The organism is Agrobacterium larrymoorei (assembly GCF_030819275.1).
Taxonomy (GTDB): Bacteria; Pseudomonadota; Alphaproteobacteria; order Rhizobiales; family Rhizobiaceae; genus Agrobacterium; species Agrobacterium larrymoorei_B.
The window spans coordinates 2126663-2143874 of the sequence record NZ_JAUTBL010000002.1 but is presented as its reverse complement, the minus strand read 5'-3'; the positions used below and the strand labels follow the sequence as shown (position 1 = coordinate 2143874).

16 protein-coding genes are annotated in these 17212 nt (G+C 59.1%); 8 read left to right on the top strand and 8 right to left on the bottom strand.

Annotated features, from left to right (window positions below):
* Positions 1-8: 8 nt before the first annotated feature.
* A complete protein-coding gene (locus tag QE408_RS18965) occupies positions 9-902 on the bottom strand; it encodes a LysR substrate-binding domain-containing protein (RefSeq protein WP_306933847.1) in 894 nt (297 codons plus the stop codon).
* Positions 903-1006: 104 nt separating this feature from the next.
* On the opposite strand from QE408_RS18965, the gene QE408_RS18960 reads away from it, so the two are divergent.
* On the top strand, positions 1007-1237 hold the full coding sequence (locus QE408_RS18960; RefSeq protein ID WP_306933845.1) for a hypothetical protein: 231 nt from the start codon (positions 1007-1009) through the stop codon (positions 1235-1237).
* A gap of 124 nt (positions 1238-1361) precedes the next feature.
* Here QE408_RS18960 and QE408_RS18955 read toward each other — a convergent pair whose 3' ends face one another.
* From QE408_RS18955 to QE408_RS18930, 6 genes are read right to left on the bottom strand one after another with little or no spacing between them, the layout of a single operon-like run.
* The gene (locus QE408_RS18955; protein WP_306933844.1) at positions 1362-1655 is read right to left on the bottom strand and encodes an addiction module antidote protein; all 294 of its coding nucleotides are present in this window, start codon (positions 1653-1655) and stop codon (positions 1362-1364) included.
* Positions 1656-1658: 3 nt separating this feature from the next.
* Entirely contained in the window at positions 1659-1946 is a 288-nt protein-coding gene (locus QE408_RS18950) for a type II toxin-antitoxin system RelE/ParE family toxin (protein WP_306933842.1), read from the bottom strand.
* A 41-nt stretch (positions 1947-1987) separates the two neighbouring features.
* The gene (gene xdhC, locus QE408_RS18945; protein WP_306933841.1) at positions 1988-2812 is read right to left on the bottom strand and encodes a xanthine dehydrogenase accessory protein XdhC; all 825 of its coding nucleotides are present in this window, start codon (positions 2810-2812) and stop codon (positions 1988-1990) included.
* A gap of 10 nt (positions 2813-2822) precedes the next feature.
* Positions 2823-5162 (bottom strand): xanthine dehydrogenase molybdopterin binding subunit, encoded by a 2340-nt coding sequence (gene xdhB, locus QE408_RS18940; RefSeq protein ID WP_306933840.1) that lies wholly within the window; start codon positions 5160-5162, stop codon positions 2823-2825.
* A gap of 3 nt (positions 5163-5165) precedes the next feature.
* On the bottom strand, positions 5166-6635 hold the full coding sequence (gene xdhA, locus QE408_RS18935) for a xanthine dehydrogenase small subunit (RefSeq protein WP_306933839.1): 1470 nt from the start codon (positions 6633-6635) through the stop codon (positions 5166-5168).
* A 60-nt stretch (positions 6636-6695) separates the two neighbouring features.
* Positions 6696-7472 (bottom strand): 3-hydroxybutyrate dehydrogenase, encoded by a 777-nt coding sequence (locus QE408_RS18930; protein ID WP_306933838.1) that lies wholly within the window; start codon positions 7470-7472, stop codon positions 6696-6698.
* 156 nt (positions 7473-7628) lie between these two features.
* Here QE408_RS18930 and glpK point away from each other — a divergent pair, with 156 nt between their 5' ends.
* The 4 genes from glpK to bacA all read left to right on the top strand — a co-directional run bounded on the left by glpK (position 7629) and on the right by bacA (position 12835).
* Positions 7629-9122: a glycerol kinase GlpK gene (gene glpK / locus QE408_RS18925; RefSeq protein WP_306933837.1), complete on the top strand. Its 1494-nt coding sequence runs from the start codon at positions 7629-7631 to the stop codon at positions 9120-9122.
* Between the two features lie 384 nt (positions 9123-9506).
* The gene (locus QE408_RS18920; protein ID WP_306933836.1) at positions 9507-10568 is read left to right on the top strand and encodes an LLM class flavin-dependent oxidoreductase; all 1062 of its coding nucleotides are present in this window, start codon (positions 9507-9509) and stop codon (positions 10566-10568) included.
* A gap of 55 nt (positions 10569-10623) precedes the next feature.
* Positions 10624-11376, top strand: a complete 753-nt coding sequence (map, locus tag QE408_RS18915) for a type I methionyl aminopeptidase (RefSeq protein ID WP_306933835.1) — start codon at positions 10624-10626, stop codon at positions 11374-11376.
* Between the two features lie 184 nt (positions 11377-11560).
* Positions 11561-12835: a bacteroid development protein BacA gene (bacA, locus tag QE408_RS18910; protein WP_306933834.1), complete on the top strand. Its 1275-nt coding sequence runs from the start codon at positions 11561-11563 to the stop codon at positions 12833-12835.
* 121 nt (positions 12836-12956) lie between these two features.
* Here bacA and QE408_RS18905 read toward each other — a convergent pair whose 3' ends face one another.
* The gene (locus QE408_RS18905; RefSeq protein WP_306933832.1) at positions 12957-13949 is read right to left on the bottom strand and encodes a polysaccharide deacetylase family protein; all 993 of its coding nucleotides are present in this window, start codon (positions 13947-13949) and stop codon (positions 12957-12959) included.
* Between the two features lie 140 nt (positions 13950-14089).
* Between QE408_RS18905 and QE408_RS18900 the strand changes: the two genes are divergently transcribed.
* From QE408_RS18900 to der, 3 genes are all read left to right on the top strand, one after another.
* Positions 14090-14674, top strand: a complete 585-nt coding sequence (locus tag QE408_RS18900) for an NnrU family protein (RefSeq protein ID WP_306933830.1) — start codon at positions 14090-14092, stop codon at positions 14672-14674.
* A 157-nt stretch (positions 14675-14831) separates the two neighbouring features.
* A complete protein-coding gene (locus tag QE408_RS18895) occupies positions 14832-15503 on the top strand; it encodes a tetratricopeptide repeat protein (RefSeq protein WP_306933828.1) in 672 nt (223 codons plus the stop codon).
* 128 nt (positions 15504-15631) lie between these two features.
* Positions 15632-17056 carry a ribosome biogenesis GTPase Der gene (gene der, locus QE408_RS18890; RefSeq protein WP_306933826.1) on the top strand — a complete coding sequence of 475 codons (1425 nt, stop codon included), beginning with the start codon at positions 15632-15634 and terminating at the stop codon, positions 17054-17056.
* Positions 17057-17212: the final 156 nt, after the last annotated feature.

Here is a 17212-nt window from a genome sequence, read left to right as displayed (position 1 = left end):
CCCGTCCCTCAAACGGCGTCTGCGAATTCCGACAGGATCCAATCCCTGAAGATTTTGATCTTCGGCACATTGCGACGGCTTTCCGGATAGACCAGCCAGTAATCATGCCCGTCATTGCACACGAGGTCGAAGGGCTGAATCAGTCGTCCCGCGGCGATGTCCTCGGTAAAATGGGCGGGGTTGACGATGGCGACGCCATGCCCTGCCATGGCGGATGCGGCTTCGAGATACTGAAAGCCAAAGCTGCTGCCGGTGCGGCTATCGAGGTCTGTTTCCGGCACGCCGGCTTCGCGGAACCAATGCTTCCACCACCGGTCCTGCGGGCTGATGATGGTGAGCTTCAACAGATCGGCGGGTTCTTTCAGGCCGCCGATCTTCTCAGCCAAGAGCGGGCTGAGCAGAGGGGCAAAATCCAGGCGCATGATGCGGTGGCCGATCAGGCCCGGCCATTCTCCCTTGCCCCAGCGAATGCCTAGGTCGATGTTTTCGCGCAGGAGATCGACGATCTCGTTGCTGAGAGCGAGGTGAACGGCTGTCTTTGGATTGGCCTCCTGAAAACTGCCGAGCCGCCGTGCGAGCCATTGCTGAGCAAAGGTCGGCGTGGCGGAGATCGTCAGCACGTCGGAGACGCTTTTGCGAGTATCGGCAACGGCTGTTTCCAGCATGGTCAGAGCTTCGGAGGTCTGCCGCGCCAGCTTCTCCGCCGCCGAAGTGAGCGTGACCTGCCGCGGGCGGCGCACGAAGAGCGTGGCGCCCACATAGTCCTCCAAGAGCTTGATCTGGTAGCTCACGGCTGTCTGCGTCATGCCAAGCTCGTCGCCCGCCTTGGTGAAGCTCAAATGCCGTGCCGCACTTTCGAACACGCGCAGCGCGTTTAATGGGACGTTTCTCGACATCTTCATGGATAAGCTCTCTTCATCTATACCCTCTGACGTTTCATTGGCTATCAGCGATAAAATCAAGCAAATTCTCCTCACAGCATCAAAACATCTGAGGAGACACAGCAATGGGTGCCATGGCGTTAAACGCCTGGCTGCGCATATTCGCGTGGCTATGGAACACAGATTGGTTCGGCGAAGGATATAAGCCGTCGGACACGCTTCACGATGACGAGTTGAGCGACCATCTGAAGCGGGATCTCGGCTTCATCGAGGGGCGGAACCGGATTGGGCCGGAGCCCGTGCAGCAAAGCGATGAATTGCGTGAAGCACTTCGGACGTCACCAAGGCCGCTATGATGATCATCCAAAGCGTGTCGCGACCTTTCAGATTCGCTCAGACGCTTTAGGCCCTTGCTTTATCGCATGTCGTTATCGCAAAACCGCTCAACACTTTTCATTGGGCCATGCGTTAGCTCGATGCTCACGCAGCCTCTTCGTCAGAGGTCACGGAGAGGCGCAGGCCAAGCGCCTTCATCACACCTATGAGGGTGGAAAGTTTGGGATCGCCCTTCTCGCTCAGCGACTTATAGAGGGCTTCGCGGGTAATCCCCGCTTCTTTGGCGATCTGGCTCATTCCCTTGGCTCTGGCGATATTGCCTAGAGCGACCGCGATGATTTTTGGATCGCCATCTTCAAACGAGGCCTCAAGGTAAGCAATGATCGCTTCGTCGCTATTCAGATAATCAACGGGATCCCAAGTACTGATTTCCGTCATATCTCAAATGTCCTTAGCCATGATCAAGGCGCGTTCGATATCCCGCCGTTGAGAGCCCTTATCGCCGCCGCTAAGAAGAAGAACAATCTCATTCCCCTTTCGCGTGAAGTAGACCCGATAACCAGGGCCGTAGTCGATACGCAATTCACCGATACCATCGAAGAACTTCACGTCACCCAATAGACCAAGAGAAAGGCGATCGATCCGCACCTGGATCCGTGCTTGTGCTCTCTCGTCTCTTAGAGATGTGAACCAGTCCGAAAACGTATCTGTTTTAAGGATTTTGATCATAATGCTGGAAGACTAGGGTGTCAAGAATTGTAATCTTTAGATTACAATTCTGTTTTTGATGTGGTTCTGAAAGCTGAATATCGCTGGATCGCCTCCAGCACTTCGGACGTCACCAAGGCCGCTATGATCGCGGGGCGCTTGTCTTTGACCAGCGTTCCGCCGATGGGCAGCACCAGCTTGTCAAGCGCGCCGACATGCCCCTCGCGGGCGAACCAGCTGGCGAAGGTGGCGCGCTTGGTCTTCGATCCGATCATGCCGACATAGGCGAGGTCGTCCCTTGCTAAAGCTTCCTTGGCGATCAGGAAATCCAGCGCGTGATCATGGGTGACGATGATTGCCGCGCCGCCTGCGGGGATGTCCTTCACCATCGCTTCCGGCATGGCTGTCAGATGCGTCGAAACTTCGCTGGGAAGACCCACCAATTCCTCGCGGCGGGTCTCGATAACCGAGATGGACATTGGCAGAAGCGACAGGCTGTTTGCCAGCGCCTTGCCGACATGGCCGGCGCCGAAGATGAAGACGGCGGGTTGCTGATCCTCCGCGTCTTGCATTCGTTTGGTCAGCGCATCCGCGACCGCGTCAGTCACCCTGGTAAAGCGCAACAATGTGCGCCCACCGCAGCATTGGCCGATTTCCGGGCCGAGCGGAATGTCCAGAACGTCGATCTCCGTCTTGCCATCCAGCATGGCGCGGGCATGATCGATCGCCATATATTCGAACTGTCCGCCGCCGATCGTCTCCCAGATGCGGGTGGGCGATACGAGCATGAAGGTGCCAGCCTCGCGTGGGGACGAGCCCTTGACTGCTTCGATCTCCACGAGGATGGCGGGTGCCTCAACCAGGAAGGCCGTCAGTGTTTGGGACACGGCTCTCGCCTCACACCTTCTTCAACCGCTCCACCGCCATCAGCACGCGCTCCGGCGTTGCCGGGGCGTCGAGACGTGGGCAGACCTTGTAATCGGCAACCGAGGCAACCGCCATGGAGAGCGCTTCCAGCACCGAATTGGCGAGCATGAATGGCGGTTCGCCGACGGCCTTGGAGCGGCCGATCGTGGGCTCGGCGTTTTCGGACCATTCCGCCAGCTTGACGTTGAAGATCTTCGGGCGGTCGGAGGCGAGCGGGATCTTGTAGGTGGAGGGGGCGTGGGTGCGCAGCCGTCCCTTGCCATCCCACCAGAGCTCTTCCGTCGTCAGCCAGCCCATGCCCTGGACGAAGCCGCCTTCGATCTGGCCGATATCGATGGCCGGGTTCAGCGACTTGCCGACGTCGTGGAGAATATCGGTGCGCTCCATCATATATTCGCCGGTCAGCGTATCGATGGTGACTTCGGAACAGGATGCGCCATAGGCATAGTAATAGAAGGGCGTGCCGCGTCCGGCGGCGCGGTCCCAATGGATTTTGGGCGTCTTGTAGAAGCCTGCGGCAGACAGTTGGACGCGGGCGAAATAGGCCTGACGGACAAGATCATTGAAGGCGATTTCTTCTGCGCCGATGCGAATGCGGTTTGGCAGGAAGGCGATATCCTGTTCCGTGACATTCCACTTCTCAGCGGCGAATTTGATCAGCCGTTCCTTGATCTGTCGGGCTGCATCCAGCGCTGCCATGCCGTTGAGATCGGTACCGGAGGAGGCGGCAGTCGCCGAAGTATTCGGCACCTTGCCCGTCGTGGTGGCGGTGATCTTCACCCGGCTGATATCGACCTGGAACGTATCGGCAATGACCTGCGCGACCTTGGTGTAAAGGCCCTGGCCCATTTCCGTGCCGCCATGGTTCAGGTGGATGGAGCCGTCATTATAGACATGCACCAGGGCACCCGCCTGGTTGAAGGCGGTCATGGTGAAGGATATGCCGAACTTCACCGGTGTCAGTGCGATGCCCTTGCGCAAGACCGGGCTGGTGCGATTGAACGCGACGATCGCCTCACGGCGCGCGCGGTAATCGCTGGAGGTCTCCAGTTCCTCCACCACGCGGGCAATGATGTTGTCTTCCACTTCCTGATGATAGGGCGTGGTGGTGCGGCCGGAGCCGGTCTCGCCATAGAAGTTCAGCTTGCGGATATCGAGCGGGTCCTTGCCGACCGCATAGGCGATTTCCTCGATGAAGCGCTCGGCACCCAGCATGCCCTGCGGGCCGCCGAAGCCACGGAAGGCGGTGTTGGACACCGTGTGGGTTTTCAGCGGCTTGGAGGCAAGCTTGACGTGCGGATAGAAGTAGCTCGAATCCGCATGAAACAGCGCGCGGTCGGTGACGGGGCCGGAGAGATCGGACGAGAAGCCGCAACGGGCGGCGTAAGTCGCATCCACGGCGTGAATGCGACCCTCCTCATCGAAGCCCAGTTCGTAATCGACGCGGAAATCGTGACGCTTGCCGGTGGCGACCATGTCTTCGTCGCGGTCCGGACGGATTTTCACGGCACGCTTCAGCTTCTTGGCTGCGATGGCGCAAAGTGCTGCAAACTGATTGCCCTGCGTTTCCTTGCCGCCGAAGCCGCCGCCCATGCGGCGCACCTGTACGGTAACGGCATTGGAGGGCACCTGCAGAATGTGGCTGACGATGTGCTGAATTTCGCTGGGGTGCTGCGTGGAACTCCACACCGTCACTTCGTCATCCTCGCCGGGCACCGCCATGGCGATATGGCCTTCGAGATAGAAGTGTTCCTGTCCGCCGATGCGCATCGTGCCGGTCAGGCGACGCGGCGCGACATCCATCTCGACTTCCGCATCACCTCGTTGCAACACCATGCCGGGGGTGACGAGCGGTTCGCCATTTTCGAGCGAGGCGTCGATATCGGTAAAGTGCGGCAGATCCTTGTAGGTGACCTTGGCCTTGCGCGCCGCATGGCGGGCAATATCGCGGGTCTCGGCGAAGACGGCGAAGATCGGCTGGCCGTGGAACTGCACCAGTGTTTCCGCAAGCAAGGGCTCGTCATGGCGCCCACCGGAGGAGACATCGTTTTCGCCCGGCACGTCCTTGCCGGTCATCACCCAGACGACGCCGGGGGTGGCTTCGACCTCGGAGAGGTCCATGGACAGGATCTCGGCGTGCGCGCGGTCCGAGAGACCGAGCGCGCCATGGATCAGTCCTGCCGGTTCTGGAATGTCGTCGATATATTCGGCACTTCCAGTGACATGCTTATGCGCTGAATCATGGCGAAGCGATCCGTGCATCTTGCCATCGACGTCGTTCTTGGCGCGTTCGAATGTGGTGGTGTCCATGTGTCAGACCTCCTCAAGCGCGAAGCGCTTGATTTCCTGCGGCGTGCCCGATGTCTCCAGGAAGAAACGGGTCAGCAGGTTCTTTGCCGTTAGTTGCCGATACTGTGCGGTGGCGCGCCAGTCGGTCAGCGGCTGGAAATCCGCGTCGATCGTGTCACGCGCGGCATCGATGGTGTCTTGCGTCCAGGGCTTGCCCTTGAGTGCCTCTTCCAGAGCTTTCGCCCGCTTCGGCGTGCCGGCCATGCCGCCAAAGGCGATGCGGATATCCTGCACCATGCCATCCTCGCCAAGGGTCAGATGATAGGCGGCACAGAGTGCCGAGATATCCTCGTCACGCCGCTTGGAAATCTTGTAGATGGCGAAATGGCTGTCGGTCGCGGGGAGCGGCACGTCGATCTTCTCGACGAATTCGCCGGGAAGCCGGTCCTGCTTGCCATATTCGATGAAGAAGGTTTCGAGCGGAATCGAGCGACTGCCGGAGGTGGAGCGCAGCGTGAGCGTCGCACCGAGCGCGATGAGCAGCGGCGGCGTATCGCCGATCGGCGAGCCATTGGCGATGTTGCCGCCAATCGTTCCCATGTTGCGCACCTGCTGGCCGCCGAGGCGATCGATCAGCCGTCCGAAAGCCGGGATGTGATCTGCAAGTGTGTTGAAGGCCTGTGCATAGGTCACGCCAGCGCCGATCGACATCGTACCGTCGGCAATGGAGATCGATTGCAGTTCGCTGAGGTGATTGATGAAGATGACGGTCTTGAGCTCGCGCATCTGCTTGGTGACCCAGAGGCCCACATCGGTCGAACCGGCCACGATGGTTGCCTTCGGTTCTGCGGCATAGGCAGTCGCAAGCTCGGTGAGGTTGCCCGGAATGATGGTGCGATGGCCGTCCTTGGTGACGGTGATCGTGTCATTCTGCTGAATGCCCCAGAGGTGCGACATGATGGTGGCGCGGTCGCTTTCGATCGGGTCGAAAAGCGTGCTCGGCCGGGCAGCGGTCACGCTTTCGGCGGCCTTGACGATGGGCTCATAGCCGGTGCACCGACAGAGATTGCCTTGCAGCGCCTTTTCGATGTCTGCGCGGGAGGGCTTGTCGCTGGACAGCCAGAGGCCGTAAAGCGACATGACGAAGCCCGGCGTGCAGAAGCCGCATTGCGACCCATGGAAATCGACCATGGCCTGCTGAACCGGGTGAAGCGTGCCATCCTTGCTGGCCAGATGCTCGACCGTGACGATATGGGTGCCATGCAGCGAGCCGAGGAAACGGATGCAGGCATTGACGCTTTCGTAACGCAACGATCCTTCCAAGAGGCGACCGACAAGCACGGTGCAGGCGCCGCAATCGCCTTCGGCGCAGCCTTCCTTTGTCCCTGTCAGTCGTTTGCGCAGCCTTAGATAATCGAGCAGTGTTTCCGTCGGCGCGAAGTCCGACAAAGTGATCGTCTCATTATTCAGGATGAAGCTGATTGCGTCTTTCATGCACTGCCTTCGTCTTTGTTCCGGTTTCGGGTTTGGCCCGAATGAATTGTGGTGTTCGATCTACTGCGCGGTCCAGCCGCCGTCGATGGAAATATGCGTGCCGGTGATCTGCTTGGCCGCATCGCTCGCCAGAAACAGCGCCGTTGCCGCCACATCTTCTGCGGCCACGAACTCTTTCGTCGCCTGCAGGCGCAAGAGCACGTCGTTCTTGACTGCCTCTTCACTGATGCCGCGGGCCTTGGCCGTATCCGGTATCTGCTTTTCCACCAGCGGTGTCAGCACATAGCCTGGGCAGATGGCATTCACGGTGATGCCGGTTTCGGCCAGTTCCAGTGCCGCGGATTTCGTCAGGCCCATGATACCATGTTTTGCCGCCACATAGGCAGATTTAAACGGAGAGGCGACAAGTCCGTGGGCCGACGCAATGTTGATGATGCGGCCTTTGCCGGCTGTTTTCATCAACGGGATGGCGGCGCGCATGGTGTGGAAGGCGCTTGTCAGATTGATGGCGATGATGCGGTCCCACTCTTCCGGCGGAAATTCGTCTACCGGTGCCACATGTTGCACACCTGCGTTGTTGACCAGCACATCCACCGAGCCGAGCTTTTCATGCGTGGTCTTGACGAGATCGAAAATCTCCTCCGGCTTCGTCATGTCGGCAGGGTGATAAAGCACGCGCGTGCCGCTCTCAGCCTCCATCAAAAGCCTGTTGCTTTCGATGTCGTCGGGATCGCCAAAGCCGTTCAGCATGACGTTGCAGCCATTATTGGCAAAGGCTTGCGCGATGCCCAAGCCAATTCCGCTGGTCGAGCCGGTGACGATGACTGTCCTTAGCATGCGTTCCCCTTTTTTCGACGTCGATGCAAGACTTTACAGCACGTTATGCTCAAACCGGGGGAACTGGCAATTGGATTCGAAACGGACGCCGCTTGTGGCTTGACTTTGTCTGTTGAGCATATTGTGGTGCGCGCGATTGATTTCAGGGAGGAATGAATGGGCGGCTACGTTATCGCCATCGATCAGGGCACTACGTCCACGCGCGCGATCATCTTCGACGGGGCGATGAAGGTGGTTGGAACGGGGCAGAAGGAATTTCGCCAGATCTTCCCGAATTCCGGATGGGTGGAGCACGATCCCGAGGAAATCTGGGAGACGGTGGTCTGGTCGATCAAGCACGCTCTGGAGAAGGCCAATCTCAAGGGTTCCGACATTGCCGCCATCGGCATCACCAACCAGCGCGAAACGACGCTGCTATGGGATCGCCAAACCGGAAAGCCGCTGCACAATGCCATCGTCTGGCAGGACCGCCGCACGACCAGGCTTTGCGACAAGCTGAAGAAGGCCGGGCACGAGAAGATCTTTGCCAAGCGCACCGGTCTGCTGCTCGATCCCTATTTCTCCGGCACCAAGCTGTCCTGGCTGCTCTCCAATGTGAAGGGTGCACGCAAGCGCGCGGAGAAAGGCGAGCTTTGCTTCGGCACGGTCGATACCTTTCTCATCTGGCGGCTGACCGGCGGCAAGTCCTTCGTGACCGATGCCACCAATGCCGCACGCACCCTGATGTTCAACATCGAGAAGAATGTCTGGGACAAGGAACTGCTCGACATTCTCGACGTGCCGAAATCCGTGCTGCCGGAGGTGCTCGATTGCGCAGCGGATTTCGGTATTGCCGATGGGGACCTGTTCGGCGCGGAAATACCGATCCTCGGTGTCGCCGGAGACCAGCACGCTGCCGTCATCGGCCAGGCCTGCTTCTCCCCCGGCATGCTGAAATCAACCTATGGCACGGGCTGCTTTGCGCTCTTGAATACGGGCGAGGACATCGTTCGCTCCAAGAACCGGCTGCTGACGACGATTGCCTATCGTCTGGATGGCAAGTCCTATTACGCGCTGGAAGGCTCGATCTTCGTTGCCGGTGCTGCGGTTCAATGGCTGCGCGACGGGCTGAAGATGATCGGCTCCGCACCGGAAACCGGAGCGCTGGCTGACAAGGCAGACGATGCACAGGAGGTCTATCTGGTGCCGGCCTTCGTCGGTCTCGGCGCACCCTGGTGGGATGCCGAAGCTCGTGGTGCCATGTTCGGCCTGACGCGTGGGACCGGCCCTGCGGAATTTGCCCGTGCGGCCCTTGAGGCCGTCTGCTATCAGACCGGTGATTTGCTGGATGCCATGCACAAGGACTGGAAGAACGACGATTGCGATATCGTCCTTCGCGTGGATGGCGGCATGGTCGCCTCCGACTGGACGATGCAGCGTCTCTCAGACCTGATCGATGCGCCTGTCGACCGTCCGGTGATCCTCGAAACCACCGCACTCGGTGCCGCATGGCTGGCGGGCAGCCGGGCAGGGGTGTGGCCGGACATGAAGGCCTTTGCCGAAACCTGGGCCCGCGACCGCCGCTTCGAGCCGAAGATGGATGGCGAGGTTCGGGCGCGGAAGTTGAAGGGTTGGAAGAATGCGGTGCGCCGGACGCTCAGCAACGTTTGAGCGCACGACGCATCTGATTTCCTGGCCGCATGATACCAACTCAAGCGTGGACCTACAGGTAGAACAGCCCTGTAATCAAGGGTAAAAACCTCTCAGGTGTCATCCTCGCCCTTGAGGCGAGGATCCATAAGCCATTGACGCTATTGGAAAACGTGGATCCTCGGCTCAAGGCCGAGGATGACGTTAAAAAGAGGTTCAACCTCACCGCAACGTCGTGCGGAAGGGGCGTCCCTACCTGATATGACAGATCACACGGACGATGATCATTGCGTTGTGTACCAAGCTACCTATCGAGAAATTCGAAGCGTCCGGTTCAGATTTTGAATTTGCGCCGGTGCCTTTCGCTCTCTATCTCAGAAGTTCAATTGAGCGAGGAGCGTGCGCATGGAACTTGGCCTTTACACCTTTGCCGATGTCAATCCGAACCCGGCTGATGGTCGTGGCCCGGAAGGTGCGCGTCGCCTGAAGAACCTTTTGGAAGAGATCGAGCTTGCCGATCAGGTTGGGCTCGATGTCTTCGGGCTGGGTGAGCATCACCGTCCGGATTATGTGGTGTCTTCTCCTTCGACGGTGCTTGCCGCTGCGGCGGTCAAAACGAAGACCATTCGCCTTTCCAGCGCCGTTTCTGTGCTGAGCTCCGATGATCCGATCCGCGTCTTCCAGCAATTCGCCACCGTCGATCTGCTCTCCAATGGCCGGGCGGAAATCATGGCAGGGCGCGGCTCCTTCATCGAGTCCTATCCGCTCTTTGGTTACAATCTCGAGGACTATGACGATCTCTTTGCCGAAAAGCTTGATCTGCTTCTGGCCGTGAGAGACCAGGAAATCGTCACCTGGTCCGGTGAGAAGCGTGCGCCGATCAATGGGCGCGGTGTCTATCCGCGTCCGTTGCAGGAGGCGCTGCCCGTCTGGATCGCCGTTGGCGGCACGCCGCAATCGGTGGCGCGGGCCGGGGCCATGGGCCTGCCTGTGGCACTTGCCATCATCGGCGGCGAGTACAGGCGCTTCGCGCCGCTCTTCGATCTCTACCGGGAAGCCGCGCGCCGTGCGGGCCAGCCGGTCGAAAAACAGAAGACCAGCATCAACGTCCACGGCTTCATCGCAGACACCACGGAAAAGGCGGCGGACCAGTTCTACGGGCCGCAGGCCGAGGTGATGAACCGCATTGGCCGCGAGCGCGGCTGGCGCCCGACCAACCGGGCGCATTACGATATGGCGCGAAGTGCGGAGGGCAATCTTTTCCTCGGCGAACCGGAACTGGTGGCGGAAAAGATCATCAAGGCGCATGGCGTTTTCAAGAATGATCGCTTCCTGTTGCAGATGGCGATCGGTCTGATGCCGCATGAGCAGATCATGCGCGGTATCGAGCTTTACGGCACGAAAGTCGCCCCAATCGTCAGAAAAGAATTGACTGGCAGTGCCGATAGGGCGAAAGCCACGGCATGATCGGGCGCCTTTTGGCGCCCTTTGCCGAAGACATTGCGCAGGATATGGACGCAGCATGGTTATCTCGACGGAAGAAGAGCTCGAAAAGCTGAAGGATGTTGGCCGGATTTGCGCCCTTGCGATGCAGACCATGGCCGACGCTCTTGAGCCAGGGATCACCACCGCCGAACTCGACGCCATCGGTCGCAATATCCTGGAAGGCAATGGCGCGCAGTCGGCGCCCGAGTTCTGCTATCAGTTTCCGGGTGCCACCTGCATCAGCGTCAACGAAGAAGTGGCCCACGGCATTCCGGGACCGCGCATCATCAAGGCGGGTGATCTCGTCAATATCGATGTGTCGGCGGTGAAGGATGGCTTCTTCGGCGACACCGGCTCTTCCTACGCCGTGCCGCCGGTGAAGAAGGAGATCGAGCGCCTCTGCCGCGATGGCAAGCGCGCCATGTGGACCGGTTTGCAGCAGGTGAAGGCTGGCAGGCCGCTCGCCGATATCGGCAATTCCATAGGCGCTTTTGCCAAGAAGAACCGTTACACGCTGATCACCAATCTCGCCAGCCACGGCATTGGCCGTTCGCTGCATGAAGAGCCGAAAGAACTCGCCACCTGGCCGGACAAGGATGAGACCCGCATTATGACCGACGGCCTGGTCTTCACCGTCGAGCCGTTTCTTTCCACGGGTGCCTATTGGGCCGAAGATGGTGACGACGATCCGTGGACGCTCTTCAGCGATCCCAGCGCGCCCACCGTACAGTTCGAGCACACCGTGGTTGCCACCAAGAACGGACCGCTGATCCTGACGCTTGCCGAGTAAGGTGGTCGCTCTTGCACGGTTGCGCTGTAATGCGGCTGTAATGTTAAAGCCGCATTCGCCGGTTTTGGCTTACATCTTCGTAACTTAGCGTTTGCTGCATTGCGTCGGCGAAGTGTCTGGCCTAATTTCTCCCCAAATCTGCTTCGCCAATAATGGCTGATCTCAAGCTCGCGAGAGTTCGAACGTGTTTCATTCCTTCTTTCCCAAACCCAAGTTGTTTTTTACCTCTGCCATTGTTTGGTCCTTGCTCATGATAGGCCTCTGGTATGCGGGCGGTCGAAACTGGGGTGCGGCACTCGGCATGCCTCCAGCAACACCAGGAGAGGCACCGATCACGGGGGTGTCGATTTTCTGGTCTCCGCCATTCCTTTGGTTTTACATCTATTACACCGCCGCCGTGCTTGTGTTTGCGGGCTTCTGGTTCATTTACAGCCCGCATCGTTGGCAGATGTGGTCGGTTCTCGGCTCCGCCCTCATCGTCTTTGCGACCTATTTTTCCGTGCAGGTCAGCGTTGCGATGAATGCGTGGTACGGCCCGTATTACGACCTGATCCAGCAAGCACTCGCCAAGACGGCGCCAGTGACGGCCGAACAGCTTTATCTCGGCCTTGTGGGCGTTTCAGGCATTCTGTTTTTTGCAATCACCGTCGGCGTGCTCAATCTCTTCTTCGTCAGCCACTACATCTTCCGTTGGCGCACGGCGATGAATGATTTCTACATGGCGAACTGGGACAGGCTCCGCCACATCGAAGGCGCCTCGCAGCGTGTTCAGGAAGACACGATGCGGTTTTCCTCGACCGTCGAAGGGTTGGGTGTCGGTTTCGTCAGGGCCATCATGACCCTGATCGCGTTCCTCCCCGTCCTCTTCACCTTCTCCGAAACCATCAACGAGTTGCCGATTATCGGTTACGTCCCTCATGCTCTGGTGTGGGCGGCGATCTTGTGGTCACTTTTTGGAACGGGCTTTCTTGCACTGGTGGGTATCAAGCTACCCGGCCTCGAATTCCGCAATCAGCGCGTGGAAGCGGCTTATCGTAAAGAGCTGGTTTATGGTGAAGACCACGCAGATCGTGCTCAGCCGCCGACTGTGCAGGAGTTGTTTTCGAATGTCCGGAAGAACTATTTCCGGCTCTATTTTCATTACATGTATTTCAACGTTGCCCGCATTTTCTATCTTCAGGCTGACAACATCTACAGCTTGATCGTTCTCATTCCATCAATCGCAGCAGGCAAGGTGACACTTGGCGTGTTCACGCAGATCGGCAACGTCTTCGATCAGGTGCGCGGATCGTTCCAGTATCTCATCAACTCCTGGACGACGATCGTCGAACTGATGTCTATCTATAAACGTCTGAAAGCCTTTGAGGCTGCCATCTACGACAAGCCGCTGCCGGAAATCGATCAGCGCTATTTGAAGCGTGAGGCAGAAGAGGGTGAGTTGGCGGCGGACAAGCCGTAACCGTCGATACTGTCAAAGCTCACCGTCATCGCCGCTCAAGAGCGGAATGGCGGTGAGCGTTTAAAGCCGTTGGTGGAAACATGCGACCTTGGTGCTGTCGCTGTATAGGCAATAGCCGTCCTTACCCTTCGGACTTTTGCTTCCGCCGCGCGTCTATGATCGGCATCGCCTCTTCATAGCTGACGCAGGCCACATCGTCCTTCTTGCAGACTTCGCGCAGCAAGCGCTCATAGGCGTTCCAATAGGCGCCGCCATTCATCTTGACGAAATGGAAGCCGAGTTGGAGGGGGATGCGTTCGCCCTCATATTGCTTGTCGAAGGCGGCGCGGAAGGCCTTGTAGGCGCGCTCCTCGAATTCCGCTGACTTGGCGGGCGTTTCGATTGCCATGGAATGTCGGACGAAGAGGTTGTAATCCATGGCAATGATCGGACGGTCTCCCGGTCCTTCAGGGATCAGCGGCAGGCCGAAATGCTCGATGCCGTCCTTGCGGACCGGCCATGCCGGTCCTTTCGTGATGCTGGTCGCGTCGAAGACGAAGCCGTGCTTTTTCTGCGCGGTGGTCAGCGCATCGCTTTGCGACAGGTAGGGCGCGCGAAAGCCGTTGATCCCGCGCACGAAATCGTGCCAGCCCTGCGGCTCCTCGTCCTTCTTGCCGATGGCCGCCCAGGCATTTTCCAGCGCGCTGGTGAAACTGGTGAATTCCGCGTCCCATTGATCCGCCGTCCAGTTGCCACCATCGAAGTGGCCGCAGGTGTGGTTGGCGATTTCGTGGCCTTCCTGGTGGGCGTCCCAGATGTGGTGCAGACGCGTTGTCACCTCTTCCACCGACTGGCCGAAGCCGACATTGGAGCGGCCGAGCTTCTGGCCGGGACCCTGATAGCTCTTGGCACTGGTCTTGCGGTCCATCACAAGCGTGCAGGCGAGGAAGTAGGTGAAATGGGCGCCGACCTCCTTGGCGGTCGTGCGGCTTCTCGCCCAAAGCGCATTGTCGCCTGCGCCATCGAAGGACACCAAAACGAGTTGCTTCGGCTTTGCCGCACCCTCGGCAGCCTGCGCATAGGCTTGCGGCACGCAGGCAAGAGACAGGGTGATGACGGCAAGCGAACGCAACATGAGGGAACCACGCGGAATTTTTAAAAGCGGCCCTTTTGCTCTCGGATTAAGGCGAAGCTTTGATTTGACTGGCTTTTCCTGTGGTTTAGCCATAACTCATTGTCAAAAGATTATCTTCCCTTCCGCGCAAGGACGCCTCCATGCTTCTGCTCGTCGTCTCCCTCATCCTGTTCTTCGCCACCCATTCTCTCAGGCTTGTTGCGCCGGGGCTTCGTGCGCGCCTGATCGATAGTCTCGGTGAAAAGCCCTTCAAGGGCGTCTATTCGCTGGTCAGCATTCTTACCATCGTCTTCATTGCCTATGCCTTCAACGAGGCGCGGCAGGTGACGGGCATGCTCTACTATCCGCCTGTCTGGATGGCCCACATCGCCGTCACGCTGATGCTGTTTGCGGTGATCTGTCTTGTGGCAAGTGCCCTACCGGCCGGGCACATCGTGACGAAGACCAAGCATCCGCTGATACTGTCGGTGAAGATCTGGGCCTTCGCGCATCTGCTCGCCAATGGCGAGACCTCCTCCGTCATCCTCTTTGCCTCCTTCCTTGCCTGGGGTGTGGTGATGCGGATATTCCTCAAGCGCCGCGCCCGCGCCGGCGAAAATCTCGTTCGTCCGTTTGTTTCGGCGCGCTACGATGTGATCGCCGTTCTCCTCGGCATCGTGCTGTGGGTTGCTTTCATCTGGAAGCTGCACGAATGGTTGATCGGCGTCCAACCGATTGCGATGTAGGAAACTGACGTTTCCCCCTTACATCTCAAGGAAAATAGGCTAGAAGGCCCACCAATAAATGTGGTGGGCTTTTTTCGGTCTGCCGCAACAGGGTTGCCTTGGCATGTCCGCAGACCGATCGGCTTTTCGCCTTCCGGTGCGGGTAACGGAGAATTCGATGGCGCACGAGAATGACAGCTTCATCCGCGAAGTGAACGAGCAGATCCGCTCCGAGAAGTTGAGCAACTTCTGGGGTCGTTACGGCGCGATCGTGATTGGTGCTGCGGTGTTGATCGTTCTGGCTTCCGCTGGTGCCGGTATCTACGAATATTGGAGCAATAGCCGTGCCTCGGCCTCCGGCGACCAGTTCGCCAGCGCCTTGAAGCTCGCCTCCGAAGGCAAGAATGATGAAGCGCTCAAAGCTCTGACCGATCTGGAAAGTGCTGGCCACGGCTCGTATCCGATCCTCGCCAAGTTTCGCGCCGCAACGCTGCTCGCGCAGAAGGGCGACGCCGCTGCCGCCATCGCTGCCTTCACCGCCATCGGTAACGACACCAGCGCTCCACAAATTTTCCGTGACATGGCGAAGGTGCGTGCGGCTTTTCTTCTGGTCGACAACGGCACGTACGAGCAGGTCTCGGCACAGGCGGAAGCGCTTTCAGCCGACGGACAGCCGCTGCGCAACTCCGCGCGTGAGGCGCTTGGTCTTGCCGCGTACAAGGCCGGCAATTTCGCCCAGGCAAAGCAGTGGTTCGAACTCATCACCGGCGATTCTCAGGCGCCGCGCAATGTGGCGAACCGCGCGCAGATCATGCTCGACAATATTGCCGCATCCGGCAAGGCAGCGTAAATTCTCATTTCCTGCAGCGCATGGCTTGTCCGAGGGATGGCCGAGAGCTGTAAAGGTTTTCTGTTGAAGGCGTCGGACCGGAGCCCATTGGGTTTCCGGTCCGACGCTATAGAAGTTAGGGCACTATCATGACCTTCACCGTCGCCATCGTCGGACGTCCGAATGTCGGCAAATCCACGCTGTTCAACCGTCTGGTTGGCAAGAAGCTGGCGCTCGTGGATGACACGCCGGGTGTTACCCGCGACCGTCGTCCGGGTGACGCGAAACTCGTGGACCTGCGTTTCACCATCATCGACACCGCCGGTCTCGAACAATCCGCGCCAGAGACGCTGCAGGGGCGCATGTGGGCGCAGACGGAAGAGGCGATCGAGGAAGCCGATCTGACGCTCTTCGTCGTCGACGCCAAATATGGTCTCACACCCGCCGACGAGACGCTGGGCGAAATGCTGCGCCGTCGGGGCAAGCCTGTGGTGCTCGTTGCCAATAAATCCGAAGCGCGTGGCTCGGATGGCGGCTTCTACGATGCCTATACGCTGGGTCTTGGCGAGCCATGCCCGATTTCCGCCGAGCACGGGCAGGGCATGATCGATCTGCGCGATGCCATCGTTGCCGCCATTGGTGAAGATGTCGCCTTTCCGCCGGAAGACGGTTTCGAAGAGGCCGAAACCGACGTCGTCCTTTCCAGCGAAGAGGAAGAGGACGAAGATTACGAGCCCGCCTATGACGACACCAAGCCACTGCGCGTGGCGATCATCGGTCGCCCGAATGCCGGTAAGTCGACGCTGATCAACCGCTTTCTCGGTGAAGACCGTCTTCTGACCGGTCCGGAAGCCGGTATTACGCGCGACAGTATCTCGGTCGAGTGGGATTGGCGCGGCCGCACCATCAAGATGTTCGACACGGCTGGCATGCGTCGCAAGGCGAAGGTCACCGAGAAGCTGGAAAAGCTCTCAGTGGCGGATTCGCTGCGGTCCATCCGCTTTGCCGAGACCGTCGTCATCGTCTTCGATTCCACCATTCCTTTCGAGAAGCAGGATCTGCAGCTCGTCGATCTGGTCATCCGCGAAGGCCGTGCAGCGGTGCTGGCCTTCAACAAGTGGGATCTGGTCGAGGATGCGCAGGCGGTGCTTGCCGACCTGCGTGAAAAGACCGAGCGGCTTCTGCCGCAGGCGCGCGGCATTCGCGCCGTTCCGATTTCCGGCCAGACCGGCTACGGCCTCGACCGGCTGATGCAGAACATCATCGATACCGACAAGGTATGGAACCGTCGTATCTCCACTGCCAAGCTCAATCGCTGGCTGGATATGCAGGTCACCCAGCATCCGCCACCGGCGGTGTCGGGCCGTCGCCTGCGCCTGAAATACATGACGCAGGTGAAGGCACGGCCACCGGCCTTCATGATTTCCTGCACGCGGCCTGAGGCCATTCCAGAATCCTACACGCGCTATCTGGTCAACGGTCTGCGCAAGGATTTCGATATGCCGGGCGTGCCGATCCGGGTGCATTATCGCGGGTCGGACAATCCGTTCGAGCACAAGGCGAAGAAACGGTAGTCAGCGGTTTTCCTCGCTGAGGGCCGCCTCAAGCACTCCGTCATCCTCGGGCTTGACCCGAGGATCTACACGCATCCGGAACCAATGGATCCTCGGGTCAAGCCCGAGGATGACGGCGGAGGGAAGGCTAGCGCATCCTCCTCAATCTGCCCCTGC

What these genes read in the sequence shown, in the direction of transcription:
- QE408_RS18960 (WP_306933845.1), top strand. Translation starts at nt 1,007, where the DNA reads ATGGGTGCCATGGCGTTAAACGCCTGGCTGCGCATATTCGCGTGGCTA.
- QE408_RS18965 (WP_306933847.1), bottom strand. Translation starts at nt 902, where the DNA reads ATGAAGATGTCGAGAAACGTCCCATTAAACGCGCTGCGCGTGTTCGAA.
- xdhA (WP_306933839.1), bottom strand. Translation starts at nt 6,635, where the DNA reads ATGAAAGACGCAATCAGCTTCATCCTGAATAATGAGACGATCACTTTG.
- QE408_RS18900 (WP_306933830.1), top strand. Translation starts at nt 14,090, where the DNA reads ATGCTTCTGCTCGTCGTCTCCCTCATCCTGTTCTTCGCCACCCATTCT.
- map (WP_306933835.1), top strand. Translation starts at nt 10,624, where the DNA reads ATGGTTATCTCGACGGAAGAAGAGCTCGAAAAGCTGAAGGATGTTGGC.
- QE408_RS18895 (WP_306933828.1), top strand. Translation starts at nt 14,832, where the DNA reads ATGGCGCACGAGAATGACAGCTTCATCCGCGAAGTGAACGAGCAGATC.
- xdhB (WP_306933840.1), bottom strand. Translation starts at nt 5,162, where the DNA reads ATGGACACCACCACATTCGAACGCGCCAAGAACGACGTCGATGGCAAG.
- glpK (WP_306933837.1), top strand. Translation starts at nt 7,629, where the DNA reads ATGGGCGGCTACGTTATCGCCATCGATCAGGGCACTACGTCCACGCGC.
- QE408_RS18920 (WP_306933836.1), top strand. Translation starts at nt 9,507, where the DNA reads ATGGAACTTGGCCTTTACACCTTTGCCGATGTCAATCCGAACCCGGCT.
- QE408_RS18930 (WP_306933838.1), bottom strand. Translation starts at nt 7,472, where the DNA reads ATGCTAAGGACAGTCATCGTCACCGGCTCGACCAGCGGAATTGGCTTG.
- QE408_RS18905 (WP_306933832.1), bottom strand. Translation starts at nt 13,949, where the DNA reads ATGTTGCGTTCGCTTGCCGTCATCACCCTGTCTCTTGCCTGCGTGCCG.
- QE408_RS18955 (WP_306933844.1), bottom strand. Translation starts at nt 1,655, where the DNA reads ATGACGGAAATCAGTACTTGGGATCCCGTTGATTATCTGAATAGCGAC.
- QE408_RS18950 (WP_306933842.1), bottom strand. Translation starts at nt 1,946, where the DNA reads ATGATCAAAATCCTTAAAACAGATACGTTTTCGGACTGGTTCACATCT.
- der (WP_306933826.1), top strand. Translation starts at nt 15,632, where the DNA reads ATGACCTTCACCGTCGCCATCGTCGGACGTCCGAATGTCGGCAAATCC.